The organism is Archangium violaceum Cb vi76 (genome assembly GCF_000733295.1).
GTDB classification, from domain to species: Bacteria; Myxococcota; Myxococcia; order Myxococcales; family Myxococcaceae; genus Archangium; species Archangium violaceum.
Genome location: NZ_JPMI01000006.1, coordinates 1 through 18,184 on the forward strand (window position 1 = coordinate 1; position 18,184 = coordinate 18,184).

Here is an 18,184-nt window from a genome sequence, read left to right on the forward strand (position 1 = left end):
CCCTATTTTCGGGCAAGCCTGTCGCATGGAAGTAGACATACGGCGGAACCGCCTGTTGGTGGACCTGGATATAGGCCGGGTAGGATGACTCATTGCCTTCCGCATCCCAGACGCGCAACTCCAGCCCCCAGAGCCCCTCCGGAATGTTGATGAACCCGAAGTCGAGGGTGGGACCGTTATCCGTCATACCGTAGAAGTACTGGCTGACGGGGCCCGTATCGTAATACTCCATGTAATCTCTGTCGTTCACGTCATAGGGGATATCGATGATGTTCCATTGATACCTCACGATTCCCTGGGACACGGAGACAGGACGTCCATCCGTACGGTGGCAACGGCTCTCGCGATCCGTACAGGGTGAGTCCGGATCATCAGCTGAGCCATTGAGCCGCAGATACTCGAACTGGTTGACGATCAGCGGGTGCTCAGGCCAGTAGAAGTCGTCTCCGTTGACGTCCGATACGAAGACATTGGGGCCCATGTCGACCAGCACCTTGAACTCCCCTTGTGTGGATTCTCCCTCATCGTCCGTGGCGGTCAGCCGGAAGATCCAGGTTCCATACCTCCAGAGCGATGGTTTGCTCACCGCCGACGTTGTCGAGGTGACATAGGGCAACGGGGTACCTGTGACGCCTGGTTCCTGTACTACCTCCCACTTGAAGGTGAGCTCGCCCCCGTCGTCGTCATTGAGCACGGCGGTCGAGACCAGCAGGTTCTGGCCAGTGTCGATCTCGGTGGGGCCATTGAACACGATGCGCGGCTTGAGATTTACCACCCGGACCGTGACCGTCTTGACCACCACGGCTCCCTCGTTGTCCGTGGCTGTGAGGCGGAACACCCATTCTCCGATGTCGTTCTTGGTCGTCGGAATGGAGATGTTGTGCGAGGTTGAATAGTTGTTCTGGGGTCTCTGCGCAGACTGCGCCGGAGTCTGGAGGATGTCCCACACGAACGTGAGATTGCCTCCATCGTCATCAGTGGTCCTGCTGCTGCCAAGTCCGATGGGATTGTGTACCACGACCTCCAGTGGTCCACTGATCTCGAAGTTTGGCGGGGCGTTGGGAACGGTGAACTGGACGGCGCTATCCTGGATCCGGATTTCTCCTTCGTTGTCATCCACCTCCAACCGGAATCGCCAGGTACCGAGATCCTTTTCGCCACTGAAGGTGATGGTGGGATTGGCTGTATTGGGGTTGGTCAGGTTGGCGAGCGAGCCCGCGGGGCGTGCCGCGATCGACCAACGGTACTTGTTGGTCTCACCCGGGTAGGGGTTGTCCAGGTCCCTGCCATTCGCGTTCAAAGTGACCATCGAGTTCCAGGCTGGGCTCGAGGGCGAGTAGGTGGGACTGATCTCCGGGGGAATATTGATGACGTTGACGAACCACCGGATTGGCAAGGCGATTGTCGCGTAGCTGTAGTCACATATGATGTTGCATGGTGGGTTTGGGCCCGGGGCGCACCTTGATGCGGGAATGGAGTAACCATCGCATACCACCCTGTGCTGGCCGAGATCCTTCAACGAGCGTGCATTGAAGCGGAAGTACTTGGTCCAGCGTCTATCAGGCCCCACCCCGAGGTTGCACTCGTTCGAAGGCCAGTACAAAATGCTGGAATCAGAGGTCGTGACGCGAGGATCATTACTGAGTGGCGAAATAGGTGCTTCGGGTGAACGCGCAGAAAAGACATCACGCCTGCAATTGACCAGGAAAGGAACAAAATCGGGAGTTTCAGATTGCCAGCCGCTGGTCCATTCTTCCTTGACCACCACGACCTGGTTGTAATCAACAGCGAGCGCATCGCCTGCTGCCAACATGACGAGCATCAGTAGAAAGAGATATCTCATTTTTTTCACATCTCAGTTTTTTCACATCTCAGGATGTTCACAGATCGAATGGCTGGGACCCGGGAGTGGGTGCCTCGGCAGCAGTGGAAGAAGGAGCCTTGTCGACGAAAGCATCGAGCTGCTTCCGCTCATCGGCAGGAGCGCTCTTGGAATCCGGCTCAGCGACAGGTGGAGAACCCAACCGCTCCGCCAGCAGGTTGGAGACCTGGGCCCTCGCGCGCAATCGAGGCAGTAGGGCCTCGTTGCGTCGGCGCTGCATCAGTTCGTTGAACTCCGTCCGCACCTGCGGCTCCATCTCCGCGAAGGAGCGGCGGACGGCGGATTTCTTCGCCACCAGATAGAGGATGTGGAATCCGTCGCGGGTCTCTACGACCTCGGAGATGCCACCCGGCTTCAGCCGGATCAGCGCCTCCCACAGCCTGGGCTCAGACGTTTGGGCTGTCATCCGTCCCAGGTCTCCGCCAGTGGCGGCGGTGGGTCCCTCGGAGTGCTGCCTGGCCAGTTGCTCGAAGGGCTTTCCCGAGGATTGAGCCTCCTTGTGTAGTTTCTCCGCGCGCTCCCTCTTCGTGTGGCGTGCGGCAGTCGTATCTCGAGTGTCGGAGCGCACGAGGATTTCCCGTGCCATGCAATGCTCGGGACCATCGAACCGGGCTGGATCACTGTCGTAATAAGCCTTGACGGCCTGCTCGGACAGTGGTTGGGACTCCGCCTCGATCAAACGATTCCTGAGCCACCGGATGCGCAACCGCTGGCGGATTTCCTCCAGTCCTAGAGGGTACTCTGCGACGAATCGCTCGAAGCCACTCTCGGAATGAAAGTCTGCCTTGAACCGAGCGAGAGCGATATCGATGTCCGATTCTTGGGCGAAGAGTCCCAGCTCGGAGGCGGCATCCTCGATCAGCCGCTCATCAATCAGTCGTTCGGCCAGTTTGAGTTTGAGCGCCCGTTGGAGAGGCTCCGGGACACTGCCATCCCCCAGGCGGGACTTTTGCAGCATCGCATCGAGCAGGCTGTTGAACCTCCCAAGCGAAACCTCCTGCCCGTCTACCTTTGCAATTGCCTCGACCTCCCTGCCGAGCGCAAGATGCTCTGTGGTTTCAGATGAGGCGGAGGCGCTGATGAGAAGCGCAGCACCAGATACAAGACAAGTTCCAAGCAGTCCCCGACCAACGGGAACCCAATGATTCATGAGATGTCGCAGCATGATGACCCTTGGCCTGGGCCCCCAAGAAGTTGGAGGCCGACGGCGCTCCAGGCCAGATGTGTTTGTCATCCACGCCTGGATGGCCGACTGTCGTGCTCTACTGTTTTTTTGAGCCTGGTGCTGTGAGTTGGTTCACAGCGCGGGGCAAGGGAATCAACGTTCGAGTGCACGAATTCGCTCGGGACTCTTATCTTTCAGAAATAGGGAACAATGTGATGAGTGTGAAATAGTGTTCGTGCATGTGGGGGTAAGATTGGCTTATGACGTTGGCCGAGCCTCCGCGACAGCCTGGCAGGGACACAGAACCGGGTGGTCTGGCGGATGGGTACGGCATTCACCTTGCTCCGGGGCCTGCCGCCTTGCCGAGAATGATTGGTTCGCCAAAGCGCGCGAGTGGCGACAGGTCCATCCCTCACATCATCTGTTCACCGTTCTTGTATGGGCAGGCCGGCTGGATTGGTGCGCATGGACGGAGATGAAACCTCCAACCGGAATGCTCGATGAGTGAGGTTGGTGCATTTGTCGCGTCGGACGTTGCAACCCTCAAAAAACAACATCGAGTTCTGCCAGTGGTACCTTGAACGATTCGAGTTCCACCGCATGCACCCTGATGCGTGTAGATATTGATGAATGAGTAGAAAATGGTCGGGGCGTGCCTGCGTCCATACTCGAGCCGTGCTGCCGCCCGCGGTCGTGACTCACGGGCTCACGGATTGACGGCCCCGTGGAACACGAGGGCCGCACCGTCGGGAGCGTGCAGAGGCCAGGGCTCGCCCGTGGGAGACACCCCCACGGGGTGGAGCGCATAGGCGAAGCCTCCCGGCATGACGTAGAGCATCAGCGTGCCGGGGGGAGCATCCGGGGGCAGCGCTTCGGGCGATTCGATCTTCCGGATGCGAAAGGGCAGTGGCTCGAACGAGCGCGTGCGCACGGGAGACGGCTCCCCGTGGGACACCTGTTCCAGCGCCGACTGCCAGGTGCCCACGTTCTCGGAAACGGCCCCCTGGGAGCGAAGGGCGTTCACGTTTCCCTCATGGAGCTTCCGAGCCACCTCGAGGATTTTCACATTCGCCGAGTCAGCGGTCCGTCCGGCCACGAGCCCCTCGCGCTGGCCCCAGAGGGTGAGCACGAGGGCTCCGAGGATGAGCAGGGACCAGGCCAGCCGCACCGCGCGCCCTCGCAGGTGCTGGACGAGCACGGCGGCCATCCCCACCAGCGCCGCGAGCATGGGCAGCAGCAGTTCCGGGCGGGGAGGGGGCCCGGGGTGGAAGGGCTGGAGCTGGGTGCGAACGAGGTGCTCCAGCTCGGGCCAGCCCGCCGCGAGGCACATGGCGGTGAAGCCCCCGAAGACGAGTCCATGAAGGACGCGGAGCGGGAGCGGGGAAGGCTGCCGCGCGGCGGAGGACGGCTTCACGGGAACGGCAGGTTCAGCACGAAGTAGAACGAGTCGTAATAAATCTGGTACGCGCGCAGGAAGGCGTCGATGACGTTCATCTTCTGGTCCCCGCTGCCGAAGTTGACGGTCATCCCCGTGATGAGGGCGACCACGAGGACCCAGTTGATGAAGGAGTACTCCACCATGGCCTGTCCGCGGCGGTGACGGCGGCGGAGCTGGGGGCGACGCGTGTGGGTCTTCATGGGCGGTTATCCTCCGTACCCCAAGCGGTACCAGACTGTGACACGGGTTGGAAGTGGGGAGGAAGGTGGCTGGCTGGTTCCAGGGTGATCTTCTTGTCACTGGGCGAGGGGGGGACCAGGCGGGGCCGGGCGTCCAGGCCATGGTCGCGCACCTCCATCGAGTAGCGGATGGGAGGGAACTCGAGCCTGGCCAGGTGGAGGATGGGGATCTCCCGGCTGACCCAGTAGCGCTTGAGGACGAGCTGGCGGTGGCGGACCTCCAGGGGCTCGGCGGTCACCGTGCCCGCGAACGTCATGAGGCGGGCGGGCGGGCCCCGGCGAACGGTCGAGCCCTCTCCCACGGGAAGCCGCGCCGAGGGGGGCGGAAGAGCGGGGCGGGGCGGCTGCTTCCCGGGTGAACCGAGGAAGAAGGGCAGGGCGGCGGTGTCCACCTCCTGGAGCTTCTCGAAGCCCTGGGTGACGAACAGCCGGGAGACGCCGTTGGCGCTCAGTCCCGTGTCGCGGGCCACCAGCAGGAGGAATTGAGCCAGCGGGGCCTTCATCGCCGGGTGCTGGCCGAGCTCCAGCTCCACCCACACGGCATCCCGGCCCTGGGCGTCCTTCTGTTCGGCGACGACGGCCAGCCGCAGGAAGCCCGGCTGGGGGCCTCCATCCATCTGGTACGTCACCCACTCGCCCACGCGCGCGTCCAACCGCTCGGGCGCGGCCTCGAAGAGCATCCCGCGCGATACGTCCATTGGAGCGGCGCCCATCAGGACCAGCGACAGGGCGCAGACGAGCGTGCTCATGGCTTCTCCTCGCGAGCCTGACGCACGGCATCGGTGTTGGGCACCCAGGCCTGCGAGATGGCCACCCGCGAGGGCGCCAGTTCCACCAGGGTGGTGAGCATCTGTTCGGCTCCACGCGCGTACTCGAGGACGAGGGTGCGCTGTCCATCCAACCGGCCCCCGGACTCGCGCACGGGCGTGTAGCCCGCGGCGCTGAACCGGGCGGCGAGCTCCTGGTGCACGGTGTCCAGCCCGCGTTCCACCACCTGCGTGCGGTGCAGCGAGCCTCCCGCCGCGCCACGTGAGCCCACGTCCGCGCTGAAGAGCGCGCCCTCCACCTGGATGAAGGGACTCCCGTGGGTGCTCGTGGGCTTCTCGTACAACCACAGGTCCTTGAGCACGGTGAAGCCCACCGTCTTTCCCAGGTGGGTGCGCAGCACCACGGCCCGCTGGAGCCCCTCGCGCGTGAAGAAGGCCGAGACCACGGCCTCCCGTTGCAGGTCTCCGTTCACGACGACGGGGTAGCCCTGCTTCGTCCAGAAGCCGTGGAAGTACCTCGCCACCTTCTCCAGTGGGTCCGTCGTGGTGAAGTACGCGAGGCGGTGGGGCTGGCCGCCGATGAGCAACTCCTCGCCGATCCGCGTGTGCACGGTGCCAGGGTAGACCGCGAGCTCCTGTTCCGCCCGCGACGGAGCGGCCCACAGCAGCAGGAGAAGGGGGAGGGCGCTCACTCGCATGGGATCTTCCGTTCGTTCGAGTCGGTGGAGGTACTGGGGTCGAGGCCGGGCATGGAGGGCGTGTCCGCCTGGGGGTTCTTGCAGCCCATGAAGTAGGGGCCACGGGCCATGAACATCTTCCGGTAGAGGGACTGGTCGTAGGCCTGGGTGTCGCGGAACGGAGCGGTGTCGAAGCAGCGCTGGGCGGGGTCATCCAGACCGGGGTAGGCGTTCAGGTTGTTGAGCCCCATGGGAGCGCCGTGCTTGCTCTTGTTGCAGCCGCGGCCGCTCTCCCCGGGCACGTAGTTGTGGGACACCACGAAGGGGCCCTGGAAGTCGGGAAGGAGGAAGCGGGCCACTGCTCCGAGCCGGTCCAGCTCCACCTGGTCCAGGTAGCTCCCCACGCCCAGGAACTTCATCCGGTCCACCTGGAGGTGGAGGCCGTGCCGGGAGCCATCGTCATGCACGCCGGCGCGCTGGGGCTTCATCAGGGCATCCCCGCCATCGGGCAGATGCCAGCCGTTGGCGATGAGGGTGTAGCGCTCTTTCACCTGCAGGCGGCTCAGGTCCCGTCCACCCCAGTTGTCCACGTCGAAGAAGCCGTGCTGCTCCTTCTGCAGGTAGAAGCGGGGCAGCAGGTGGCTGGAGAGTGTGCTGGTGGTCTCCACCTCCACCTGCCCCCGGGTGTTGAAGCGGAAGTGCCCGAGCAACTCGCCGAGCGTCCTGCCCATCGCGGCGGCTGCCTCGGGGCCCCTGCCACCCGCGCCGTCGGCGAAGACGCGGCTCAGGTCGATCCCCGAGACACCCTGGTTGCGCATGCCCACCTGCACCGGAGTGGCGCGCAGCATCATGCCGAACCGTCCGTCGGGCTCGATGGAGTCGAGGTCCGCGTAGCGCTCGGCGGCCTCCTTCACCGTGGCCTTCATGGCGAGGCCAAAGGCCTTGTCGTGGTCCGCCGTGGCGTAGTCGCTCAGGGGGTAGCTGGTCATCTCCCAGGCGACATACCGGCTGGCCTCCTGGAGCTTGAGACGGGCCCGGATGACCTCGCTCAGGAAGATGCTGAACATCGCCAGGGAGACGAGCAGCGGCACCACGAGCGCCAGCTCGACGATGGCGGCACCTCGCCGGACGGGCTTCAACCGTGAACAGGTTCGAATCATGGCGGGGCCTCAGTGGGTGATGAACCGGGCGGGCGAGTCCTTCAGGTCGCCGGGCAGTGCATCCGCCAGCTCCTTCACCAGCGGCAGCGAATCCCTGCCCTGCCAGACCGCCGCCAGACGGGGACGCCAGTACGGGTTGAAGAAATTGGGTTGCTCGGTCCAGTTCCCGGGCCGGTGGTAGTACGTCTGTCCTCGGGAGATGACGCTCATCCCCGGCGGGCCTCCGAGCCCCACCGCCTTGCGGCCGTTCCGCAGGTCCAGCGTCTCGGGCGACGTGTCGAAGGAGAAGGTGAGCTTCCCCTGGGAGTTGAGCTGGCCCGGGGTGTGGCGGAACGCATCCGCGCTCTTGGTGAGGAGCACCCAGGTGGAGGGCTGGTTGAAGTCGTCCCGGCGCCCCGCCATGACCGCGACGCTCGGCGTATCGTCGAGGCTCTCCGCGCAGTCCTTCGCGTAGTCACCGGGCTCGAAGTGGGGGAAGGGGACGAGCCCCGGCCACGGGTGGTTGTGGTCCTTCGGGTCGATGCGGACGTTGGCCACGTACACGGACATCTCGAAGAAGCACGCGCCCTGGACGCGCGCGAGGCACGTCCTGGACTCATACAGGCCCACGTTCCGGTCCTCCTGCTTCGAGGCCTCTCCCGGGAACACCACGCGCCAGTGGATGCCGCCCTCGCGCAGGTCCGTGCTGCTCATGGCCCACACACTCGTCTTCAGGGTGTCGTTCTTGTCCTCGCGCGGGTCTCCCCAGCAGTCGCGCCAGTTTCGCGTGTCACCCGGGCCCGGCTGCTTGGGACAGCGGAAGGGGTTGAGAAGCCGGGTACCCCCGAGGTTGACGGAGGCTGGCCCCGGCAACTTGATGAAGTAGGGGTCGTCCGCGCCGAGCACATCGCCCTGCGCGAGCATGCCCATGGGCAGGTGGGGCAGGTCCTTCGACTCGCGGAGCTTGTTGCCGCCCCTGGCACTCCTGCCGCCACCTTCGCCGAGCCGGTAGGTGAGGAAGCGCGTCTGTCCCCACTTGGGAATGCCATCGAGCATGCTCTCCAGCGGCGCGAGCCACCGGGGGATGGGCATGAGGCCGCCCCATTTCCGGTCGGTCACCAGGGTCTCGGGACAGGCGCCGTCCTTCCCGTCGCAAGCGAAGCGCGTGGCGTTGGTGATGCCCGCCATCACCCGTTTGGCCCGGGCGGTCTTGTCGGTCTCGTTGCGCCGCGTCGGATCCAACGGCTCGAAGGGATTGACCGGGCTGAAGGGCGTCCCGTTGGCGGCCTTGTCGTGCGTGCGGCTGTAGAGGCACTGGTTGATGAGGCCCGCGAGCGTCTGGGGAACGAGCGGGTCCACCTTGGGATCGTTCGCCGCGAGGATGGCGTGGGAGGTGCCCATCACGTACGTGGAGGTGGCGAGCATCACCGCCGTGGCCGCGCCCGCCATGACCGCGTTGAGCATCCGGTGCCCGGGAATCACCACCCGGCCAATCACCTGGTCGAGGGGCTCCATCACCGGCTTCATGAGGAGCAACATCCCCCGGAGTGCGGTGAAGACCAGGTCCAGCCCCCGCATGATGGCGTGGATGGAGGGGAGGGTATCGAGCAGGGTGCAGACGCTCACCCAGAAGAGGCCATCCCGGCTGTCCTGGGGGAAGCACGGGCCGATGGTTCGCATGAACCCGTAGACGTCCGTCAGGAAGGCCTGGACGGAGAACACGAACGAGTCCAGCGACTGCCACATCATCGCCGACACGTAGTGGGACACCTGCGTGCGGTTGGTGAACGCATAGAAGTTGAACGCACGGGCTTCCATGGCCGCGGTGGACCAGGCCGCCGCGTCCGCCGTGTTCTGCAGGCGGATCCGCTCGTGCACGCCGTGCCCGAGGTTCACCGTGGTGATGAGCGCGAGGCTCAACACGAGCATCAACAGACACGCGAGGACGAGCGCCTGGCCTTCCTGCCGCTCGAAGCTCCGCCGGAGCGCGCGGGTCATCATGGCGTCTCCGGGTTCGGGTGCATCAGCCACTTGAAGTGGAAGTTCGACTGCATCCGCAGGCTGTAGGTAGCCGTCAGCGGGAGGAAGTAGCGCCTGCTCGCGGCGAGCCCCCGCAGCACGTCCAATTCCTGCCGGTGGAGCGTGGCGTAGCCCCGCTGGTGGCCCAGCCCCACGCCCGCGTTGGCCGCCCTCCACGCGGTGAAGACGAGCTGGTTGGCGAAGGGCACCCGCAGCTCGTACCAGTAGCGCACCCGCACGCTCAGCACGGTGGCCTTGCGGTAGGCCTCCTCGCTCAGTCCCTCCGGCCCGTCGAAGTCCAGCTCCCGCCCCTTCGTGGCCGAGCGCGGCTTCCACACGCTCCGCGGCGGCGAGGACCCGGACGGATTCACCGTATCCACGCGCACCAGGCCGAACAGGGGCGCGCCGTTCACCGAGTCCGGCACGGCCACGTCCCGGGTCGGCCACGGCAGCCGCCGCAGCATCTCGTCCTGGAGATGCGCCCGCGTCCACGTCCTGGCCAGCTCCGGCGGAGTGTCCGTGCGGCCCAGGGTGGGCAGCAGCGCCACCAGGGCCGCGTCGCGCATCCGCTCGGTGTTGCCATTCCACACGATGCCGGACCGTGCCGCGCAGTACGCCGCGTACTCCGTCATCAGCTTCGCCTGCTGCATCAGCGTCAGCTGGAGCAGGCCCAGGGCCAGGAAGACCATCAGCGGCAGCACCAGGGCCGACTCGATCGCGGCCTGACCCGATTGCCTGCCTTGGAGGGGGTGTTCACTCATGGACGCCGCCCTGAAGCGACATCCGTGCCACCGTTTCGTCACTCGGGAGGACGTTCAGCCGGGGGTCTCAGAGGGAAGACCCCCCTCCAGGAGGGGGACGGGGAGCCGCCAGAACGGAACAAACCGGCAGCCGAGGGATCGTGACTTTGACACTTTGCGTGGTGGGTGGATAACATCCCACCCGTTGGTGCCCCGGGCCCCCGCTTTGCAAAGCAGCTGCGCCACCTACGAGTTTCCGCCCCCCCGGGCGCTCCCCGCTTTGGAGGTCTCCGAGACATGCTGAAGGGTAAGACACCGCTCCTCATCGCGCTGGGCCTCGGCCTGCTGGCCGGCATCATCGCGTGGTCCGCCATCAAGAAGAAGGAATCCGATGTGCGCCGTGGTTGGAACCTGGTGCCCGTCGTCGTTGCCTCGTCGGATATCCCCGAGGGCACCGTCATCACCTTCGACATGATCAACCAGCGCTCGGTCCCCGAGCAGTTCGTCACCTCCTCCGTGGTGAAGCCGGACTCGGCCACCTACGTGGTGGGCCAGAAGGTACTCGTGGCGCTGCAGCAGGGTGATCCCCTCCTGTGGAGCCAGTTCGAGACCACCAAGGCCGCCGAGCGCCTGTCCACCAAGGTGCAGAAGAAGGTCCGCGCCATCACCATCGAGTCCAAGCCCACCACGTCCGTGGGTGGCTGGGTGCGCCCCAACGATCACGTGGACGTGATTGGCACCTTCCGCGATCCCCAGACGGACGAGAGCGTGGCCGTGACGCTGCTGCAGAACGTCATCGTGCTCGCCACCGGCAAGGTCACCGGTACCACCAACGTCAACCTCATCCCCGAGCACCAGCGCGAGTACGCCAACATCACGCTCATGGTCATCCCGGAGGAGGCCGAAATCCTCACCCTGGCCAGCGAGCTGGGCAACCTCACGCTCTCCCTCCGCAACGAGGAGGACGTGGACATGATCGAGGAGCGTGGCCGCGCCACCATCAGCACGCTGCTCTCCGGTGAGCGCACCCGCGTGCTCGAGCAGAAGCGCCGCGAGATCATCCAGATCATCAAGGGCGGCTCCTCCGAGAAGAACGCGGTCGGCTCCTCGGGTACTCCGTAGTCTCCCCCCTCCCGTCGGTGCGTTTCCCTTCCCCCCGAAGCTGAAGGAAGTCCCCGCACATGCTGGCCGGAATCGTCCTACTCCTCGTCACCGGGTCGGTCTTCTTCTTCAGCCTGGTGATCTTCACCGTCCTGGCGAAGGCCTACGAGCAGTACCAGGAGCGGTACGTCGTCAAGTCGATGAACGACTTGAGCGACATGTTCCTCTTCATCGATGCCCGTCAGCTGCTGGTGCTCAACATCGCCAGCATGTGCTTGTTGGGCATCCTGACGTACATCATCTTCAACCCCATCCTGTGCGTGGTGGCCACGATCTTCGGCTTCTTCCTGCCGATCATCCTGGTGAAGCACTACCGCAAGCGGCGCATCAAGAAGTTCAACGTGCAGCTGGTGGATGCGCTGCAGGCCATGGCCAACGCCTTCAAGGCGGGTCTCACGTTCCCACAGGCCATCGAGCATGTGGCGCGCGAGGCCCAGCCGCCCCTGGCCCAGGAGTTCGGCCTCTTCGTGAAGGAAGTGAAGCTGGGCGTGCCGCTGGAGGAGGCCCTCATCAACATGGGCCGCCGCGTGGGCAGTGACGACCTGGAGCTCGTCGTGGTCGCCACCAACATCGCCCGTCAGCTCGGCGGCAACATGGCGGAGATGTTCGAGACCATCTCGAGCGTGATCCGCGAGCGCTTCCGGCTCGAGGGCAAGATCGACGCCCTCACCGCCCAGGGCAAGCTGCAGGGCTGGGTGGTGGCGGCCATGCCCGCCATCCTCGGCCTCGTCCTCAACTACATGCGGCCGGACCTGATGGAGCCGATGATGGACCACTGGTTCGGGTACATCCTCGTGACGGTCATCGCCATCATGGAAGTGCTGGGCGTGATCATCATCCGGCGCATCGTCAACATCGATATCTAAGGAGTGGCCGTGAGCGACATCCTCACCAATACGTTGATGGGGGGCGCTGCGCTGATGTTCGCGACGTCGGCGGGCTTCCTCGGTGTCGGCGTCTACCAGAACTACTTCTCGCAGTTCCTCTCCGAGGTCCGGGATGACTCGGCGGGTGGTGTGTCGGGCATCGGCGCGGTCACCATCCGCAAGCTGGGCGCGCTCAACCGGCGGCTGATGTGGCCGGGCTACGAGAACAAGATGCGCAAGAAGCTCACCAAGGGCGGTGAGCCTCATGCGTTCAAGCCCGAGGACATCATGGCGCTGCAGGAGATCTGCGCCGTGGTCGGCCTGCTGTCGGGCCTCATCCTGATCAACGCGCTCGACGAGAACTTGGCCTGGTCCCTCGCCTTCGCGCTGTTCGGCATGTACTACCCGCTCATCTGGGTGAATGATCAGGTGACCAAGCGCCACCTGCAGATCTCCCGGGCGCTGCCCTACAGCCTGGACCTGCTGACGCTGTCGGTGGAAGCGGGTCTCGACTTCACCGGCGCGCTGGCCAAGGTGGTGGAGAAGGGCAAGGCGGGCCCGCTGCGCGAGGAGCTGCAGATCGTCCTCAAGCAGCTGAAGATGGGCAAGACGCGTGAGGAGGCCCTCAAGGCGATGATCGCCCGGGTGGACCTGCCGGCGCTCACCACCTTCGTCACCGCGCTCATCCAGGCGGACAAGATGGGGACCAGCCTCGGCAAGGTGCTGCGCATCCAGTCCACCCAGCTGCGCATCGACCGCACCCAGCGCGCCGAGAAGCTGGCCGGCGAGGCGCCGGTGAAGATGCTCTTCCCGCTCATCGCGTGCATCTTCCCCACGGTGTTCATGGTCCTCTTCGGACCCATCGTGTTCCAGTTCATGTTCGGAGACGTTGGGGGGTAGGGCCCTGGGCTTCCAGCTCACCATCGCCAAGGGCCTGCAAGCGGGGAAGGAGCTTCTCTTCGAGCAGGCCGAGATCAACATCGGCCGCACCACGGAGAACGACGTGGTGCTGCAGGACGCCGGTGTATCGCGCAAGCACGTGCGCATCTCGGACCGGCTCGGGCGCTTCTACGTGCAGGACCTGGGCAGCGCCAACGGCACCCTGGTCAACGACGCGCCCCTCTCCGGTGAGCGGGAGCTGCGCAACGGCGACCGCATCTCCCTGGGGCCGGTGGAGTTCGTCTTCAAGGAGGTCGTCAGCGCGGACGACGCCACCCGGCCCTTCATGCCGGTGGATGAGGACGACGACGCCACCCGGCTCATCCGCCGCAACCAACCCACGTCCGCGCAGCCGCAGCTTCAGCCCGATCCCTTCGCGCCCACCCCGCGCCTCGAGCCGGCTCCCTCCGGGCCGCCCATGCTGGTGCCCGTGTCGGGGCCTTCGGCGGCCCGCTCGGAGACACGGGCGGAATCGCTCGCCGTGGAGCCCCCCACCACGGCTCCGCTGTCCCGCGCGGCTCCAGCCCGGGGCTCTACCCCTACGGCCCCCGAGCGCCCCGCGGCCGGCGCCGACGGCCTGTCCGCCGCCGACAAGGCCCGGCGCCGCCGTGAGCTGAGCGAGACCCTGGGCGGCCAGCTCACCCTGTGGTGGCTCGGGCTGTCCCGCGGGGGCAAGTTCGTCCTGTCCACCGTGGTGCTCCTGCTGGTGGCCGGCGCGGTGGGGGGGCTGGCCATCGTCTTCCGGCCCAACCTGGAAGGGCTGTCCCGGGGCCCGGAGCCCGAGTCCCTCGGCCTCCAGCCCGTGATGGACTCGTTCGGAGTGGGCGAGGGCGTGACGTGGGAGCAGGCGGACCTGAAGCTCTTCGACTTCGAGTTCGTCTCGCCCACGCGCGCGGTCGCCGTCCTGCGCTACCAGGCCAGCGGCATCTCCAAGGACGAGGTCACCCTCACCGTCAACGCCACGCCCGTGGGCTCGGTGCCTCCGGACCTGGCCACCGCCTCCGAGCGGGAGATCCAGCAGATCATCTCGCCCTCGCTGCTCAAGCGGAACGAGCACAACCAGCTGGTCTTCGACAACGTCCGCAACCCTCCGGGCCGTGACAGCTGGCGGGTGTGGAACCTGCGGCTGGAGATCATCCCCGTCCCGAATCTGAGCCCCGAGGAGCTGCTGCAGACGGCGCGCAGCTACGTGGCCCGGGCGCGCGACTTCTACGAGCGCAGGGACGTCGGCGCGGAGAACCTCTCGCTGGCCTGGGAGAACTACCGCTCGGCGTGGATCACCCTGGAAGCCCTGGACGAGAAGCCCGAGCTGTACGAGGACGTCCGGCACATGATGGGCCAGGTGGCGTTGGACCTGGACCAGAAGTGCGGGCAGCTGATGCTGGAATTCCAACGGAACATCCAGTTCAAGGACAAGAAGCGGGCCCGGCGGGTGGTGGATGAAATCACCCGGCGCTTCCCTACACCGGCGCATCGCTGCCACAATCTGGCGCTCGAAAAGGCCAACGAGCACGGGCTGTGAGGCCCGCGTCCGTGCACCCAACGAAGTGGTGACTTTCCATGTCGAACGGTTCCCCTCCCGCACGCCGTCGTTCCACGACGGGATCCTCCTCGGGTGATGCTTCCTCGAGCGGCTCCACCAGGCAGCGTCCCGCGGTGCGCAGGACCGCCACCGGTGTGGCGCCCGCCGTACGCGCCGAGCCCCCGCTGCCGGTGATGGGCACCAAACTGGTGTGCTCGGCGGGCCCGTGCGCCGGTCAGGAGTTCGCGCTGGAGGATGGCGAGTACGTCATCGGCCGCGCCAACGACAACCCCATCTGCATCCCGGACACCTCGGTGTCCCGCAAGCACGTGCTCATCCGCCGCCTGGGCGGGGGCTGGGTGGTGAACGATCTGGGCTCCGGCAACGGCACGCTCCTCAACGGCGAGCCCCTCACCGACGAGATGCCGCTGACCCACAGCGACACCCTCGTCCTGGGCGACACGGAGTTGACGTTCAACGACAACTCCAACGCCACGATGATGATGCCGATGCCGACGGCGCCCCCGCCGCGTCCGGGCCGCGGCAGCACCCGGTCCTCGGCTCCCGCGGCCGCTCCCGCCGAGGAGGCCGGAGGCGAGGTGAGTGGGGCCAGCGGCGCGGTACCGCGCCGTCCAGGCCGGCCCGAGACCCGCGTGCGCAGCGCTCGTGGCCGTGCCGCGGTCACGCCGCAGGATCCCGCCGCGCAGCAGCGCAAGAAGCGCCTGTTGATCCTCACCGCGGCCGTCTTCGTGATGCTGGCGGGCCTGCTGGTCATCATGAAGGTGCAGCAGCAGCGTGAAGCGGAGGTCGAGGCCCAGAACGCGCAGCTCGCCCAGCAACGGCGGGAGGCGATGGACTCGCTCTTCCAGGAGGCCAAGAACTCCATCCGCGATGGCAAGTGGATGGATGCCAAGGCGAAGCTGCTGGAGCTCCAGGAGATGGAGCCCAACTACGTGCAGCTGCCGGACTACCTGGCGCGCGTGGAGAAGGAGATCCCCAACCAGCAGGCGCTCGACGCGGCCAGGTCGTCGCTGGAGAAGAACCAGCTCGGTCCGGCGGCCACGGCCCTGGCCAAGGTGAGCAAGGACACCCAGCTCTTCGAGACGGTGCGCCAGCTGCGCACGTCCCTGAAGGACAAGGCCGACAAGCGCGTGCGTGAGGCGCTGACGCTGCTGGAGCAGAAGCAGCTGGACCAGGCCAAGGCCATCACCGACGACGTGCTCGTGGCCGATCCGGAGCACCGCGACGCCAAGGTCATCAACGAGGAGGCGGCGCGCGCCATCGCCATCCGCGACGCGCCTCCTCCGCCTACCCCGGTCAAGGAGGCGCCCAAGCCGTGGGACCAGGCCGTGGACCGCTTCCGCGATGGTGACCTCAATGGCGCCATGGCCATGGCCAACGCCTGCGCCGGCAAGAGCCCGCAGTGCAAGACGCTGATGGCGCAGCTGGGGGACTTCGGCACCCTCTACAAGAAGCTGGAGGACCTGGACGCCAAGGGCCTGGCGCGCCTGCTGGACCTGGACAAGAAGATCACCCGGGGCCAGGGCAGCAAGCTGTCGCGCAACGCGGGCACGCGCGCGGCCAACATCTTCTTCAAGAGCGCCTCGGCCGCGAAGGCGTCGGGTCAGTACGGCCGCGCCATGGATAACGCCCAGCGCGCCCTCCAGGCGGACCCCAGCCATGCCGGCGCCAACAACATCGTCGCCGAGATGCGCGCCAAGGCGAAGGATCTCTACCTGCAGGCCTACGCCCTCAAGGACACCAATCCCGAGGACGCCGTGCCCAAGTTCCGCGAGGTCATGGCCATGACCCCGTCGGAAGACGAGACGCACCAGAAGGCCAAGAGCTGGGTCGAGAAGCTCAAGTGACCAGGAAACGGCGAGGCACCGGAGAGACCCCGCCCGAGGACACCGCCGGACAGGGAGATCTCTTCGGCGGCTCGCTCGGTGTGGCACCCAGGCGCGTGGTGGCGGCGGCTCCCAAGCCGCCCCCCGAGCCTCCACCCCCACCCCCCGCGCCTCCGCCTCCCTCGGAGCTGGGGGATGTGTCCGCGGCGCTGCCGTCGCTGCCCGGCGCGCCCTCGCGGACGCCCCCGGCGCGCACGGTGCTCACCGTGGGCGAGCTCACCCAGCAGCTCAAGGTGACCATTGAGTCGCGCTTCCCGCGCGTGCTGGTGCGCGGCGAGGTGTCCGGCTTCCGGGGGCCCAATGCCCGCGGCCACCTGTACTTCTCGCTCAAGGACGCGGAGGCCTCGCTCGAGGTGAAGATGTGGGCCTCGCAGGCGGCGAGGCTGCGCTTCGCCCTGCGCGATGGGCTGGCCGTGGTGGCCGAGGGCAGCGTGGACGTGTACGCGCCCGCCGGCCGCTACAGCCTCATCGCCCAGAAGCTGGAGCCGGAAGGAGAGGGCGCCCTGGCGCTCGCCTTCGAGCAGCTCAAGGCGCGGCTCGCGGCCGAGGGCCTCATCGGCGACAACCGCATCCGCCCGCCCCGCGAGCTGCCCTTCCTGCCCCGGCGCATCGGCGTGGTGACGAGCCGCACCGGCGCGGCGTTGCAGGACTTCCTGCGCGTGCTGCACTCGCGCAACCCGCGCCTGTCCGTGCTGCTGTGCGACGCGCGCGTGCAGGGCGAGGGCTCGGCCGAGGAGGTGGCCCGCGGCGTCGAGCGCCTGTCCCGCACGGACGTGGACGTCATCGTCGTCACGCGCGGCGGCGGCTCGAAGGAGGACCTCTGGACGTTCAACGAGGAGCGGGTGGCGCGCGCCATCTTCGCCTCGCCGGTGCCGGTGGTGTCCGCCATCGGCCATGAGATCGACTTCACCATCTCCGACTTCGTGGCGGACTGGCGCGCGCCCACGCCCAGCGCGGCGGCGGAGCGGCTCGCCCCGGTGTTGCAGGATCTGGAGTACGCCCTGGCCACGCAGTCGGTGCGGCTGCGCAAGGCGGCCGAGCGCCGGATATTGGAGCTGCGCGAGCGGATGGGGACCCTGCGCGGGCGGGTGGTGGACCCGAGGCGGCGGCTGTCCACGGAGCGGTTGAGGCTGTCGGACGCCGAGGACGCGATGATGCGGGTGCTGCGCCAGGTGCTGCGCGAGCGGCGCGAGGAGCTCCGGGGGCACTCCGAGCACCTCCAGCGCCAGCGGCCCCAGGCCCGGCTCGCCGAGCAGCGGGCGCGGCTGGTGCAGTTGTCCGCGCGGTTGAAGGACGCGGTGCGGGCGGACGTGGCGGCGCGGCGGGCGAGGGCGGCCCAGGCCCGGCTGGAGCTGGAGCGCGGCTCGCCCCTGGCCCGGGTGGCGGAGCTGCGCGCCCGGCTGGCGGACCGGAAGGCCCGGCTGGTCGCCCTGGAGAAGGACTCCCTGGCGTCGGCACAGCGGCACTTCCAGCGGCTAGAAGGGCGGCTGGATGCCATGAGCCCGCTGAAGGTCATGTCCCGGGGCTACTCGGTGACGTTCCGCAAGCGGGATGGGGGGGTGGTGCGTTCCATCTCGGACGTTCAGCCCGGCGAGACGCTCGGCATCAAATTCGCCAACAACGGGGCGAAGACACTCCAGGGGTGCGAGGAGATTGAAGCCACTGTCACCTCGGTGAAGGGTCCGGTGGATTGCTGACGTCCGGGTGCAGGTCCCGCTGGCAC

15 protein-coding genes are annotated in these 18,184 nt (G+C 66.6%); 6 read left to right on the top strand and 9 right to left on the bottom strand.

Annotated elements, in window-relative coordinates; all coding sequences use genetic code 11:
* The 9 genes from Q664_RS01395 to Q664_RS01435 all read right to left on the bottom strand — a co-directional run.
* A partial coding sequence (locus tag Q664_RS01395) for a hypothetical protein (protein WP_152621842.1) occupies positions 1–1,822 on the bottom strand: 1,822 nt, incomplete at its 3' end.
* A 58-nt stretch (positions 1,823–1,880) separates the two neighbouring features.
* Positions 1,881–3,047, bottom strand: coding sequence for a peptidylprolyl isomerase (locus Q664_RS01400; RefSeq protein ID WP_075207283.1), 1,167 nt, complete (start codon positions 3,045–3,047; stop codon positions 1,881–1,883).
* Positions 3,048–3,753: 706 nt separating this feature from the next.
* Positions 3,754–4,461, bottom strand: coding sequence for a hypothetical protein (locus Q664_RS01405; RefSeq protein WP_043388974.1), 708 nt, complete (start codon positions 4,459–4,461; stop codon positions 3,754–3,756).
* Positions 4,458–4,685 (bottom strand): hypothetical protein, encoded by a 228-nt coding sequence (locus Q664_RS01410; RefSeq protein WP_043388976.1) that lies wholly within the window; start codon positions 4,683–4,685, stop codon positions 4,458–4,460. Before Q664_RS01410 ends, Q664_RS01405 begins: the two co-directional genes overlap by 4 nt.
* A complete protein-coding gene (locus Q664_RS01415; RefSeq protein ID WP_052517533.1) occupies positions 4,682–5,473 on the bottom strand; it encodes a hypothetical protein in 792 nt (263 codons plus the stop codon). Before Q664_RS01415 ends, Q664_RS01410 begins: the two co-directional genes overlap by 4 nt.
* Complete coding sequence (locus tag Q664_RS01420; RefSeq protein WP_043388978.1) at positions 5,470–6,189, bottom strand: hypothetical protein; 720 nt, start codon at positions 6,187–6,189, stop codon at positions 5,470–5,472. The genes Q664_RS01415 and Q664_RS01420 overlap by 4 nt, the downstream gene beginning before the upstream one ends.
* Entirely contained in the window at positions 6,180–7,328 is a 1,149-nt protein-coding gene (locus tag Q664_RS01425) for a TadE/TadG family type IV pilus assembly protein (RefSeq protein WP_084609460.1), read from the bottom strand. The genes Q664_RS01420 and Q664_RS01425 overlap by 10 nt, the downstream gene beginning before the upstream one ends.
* A 9-nt stretch (positions 7,329–7,337) precedes the next feature.
* The gene (locus Q664_RS01430) at positions 7,338–9,308 is read right to left on the bottom strand and encodes a pilus assembly protein TadG-related protein (RefSeq protein WP_043388981.1); all 1,971 of its coding nucleotides are present in this window, start codon (positions 9,306–9,308) and stop codon (positions 7,338–7,340) included.
* Positions 9,305–10,087 (bottom strand): TadE/TadG family type IV pilus assembly protein, encoded by a 783-nt coding sequence (locus tag Q664_RS01435; protein ID WP_043388984.1) that lies wholly within the window; start codon positions 10,085–10,087, stop codon positions 9,305–9,307. Before Q664_RS01435 ends, Q664_RS01430 begins: the two co-directional genes overlap by 4 nt.
* Positions 10,088–10,363: 276 nt before the next feature.
* Between Q664_RS01435 and cpaB the strand changes: the two genes are divergently transcribed.
* The 6 genes from cpaB to xseA all read left to right on the top strand — a co-directional run bounded on the left by cpaB (position 10,364) and on the right by xseA (position 18,158).
* The gene (gene cpaB, locus Q664_RS01440; protein WP_043388987.1) at positions 10,364–11,188 is read left to right on the top strand and encodes a Flp pilus assembly protein CpaB; all 825 of its coding nucleotides are present in this window, start codon (positions 10,364–10,366) and stop codon (positions 11,186–11,188) included.
* A gap of 59 nt (positions 11,189–11,247) precedes the next feature.
* Positions 11,248–12,093, top strand: a complete 846-nt coding sequence (locus Q664_RS01445) for a type II secretion system F family protein (protein ID WP_043388990.1) — start codon at positions 11,248–11,250, stop codon at positions 12,091–12,093.
* 9 nt (positions 12,094–12,102) lie between these two features.
* Positions 12,103–12,993 carry a type II secretion system F family protein gene (locus Q664_RS01450; protein ID WP_043388994.1) on the top strand — a complete coding sequence of 297 codons (891 nt, stop codon included), beginning with the start codon at positions 12,103–12,105 and terminating at the stop codon, positions 12,991–12,993.
* Complete coding sequence (locus tag Q664_RS01455) at positions 12,983–14,554, top strand: FHA domain-containing protein (RefSeq protein ID WP_235216511.1); 1,572 nt, start codon at positions 12,983–12,985, stop codon at positions 14,552–14,554. Before Q664_RS01450 ends, Q664_RS01455 begins: the two co-directional genes overlap by 11 nt.
* A 134-nt stretch (positions 14,555–14,688) precedes the next feature.
* On the top strand, positions 14,689–16,422 hold the full coding sequence (locus Q664_RS01460) for an FHA domain-containing protein (RefSeq protein WP_326938653.1): 1,734 nt from the start codon (positions 14,689–14,691) through the stop codon (positions 16,420–16,422).
* A complete protein-coding gene (xseA, locus tag Q664_RS01465; protein WP_043388999.1) occupies positions 16,419–18,158 on the top strand; it encodes an exodeoxyribonuclease VII large subunit in 1,740 nt (579 codons plus the stop codon). The genes Q664_RS01460 and xseA overlap by 4 nt, the downstream gene beginning before the upstream one ends.
* The last annotated feature ends 26 nt before the right edge of the window (positions 18,159–18,184 follow it).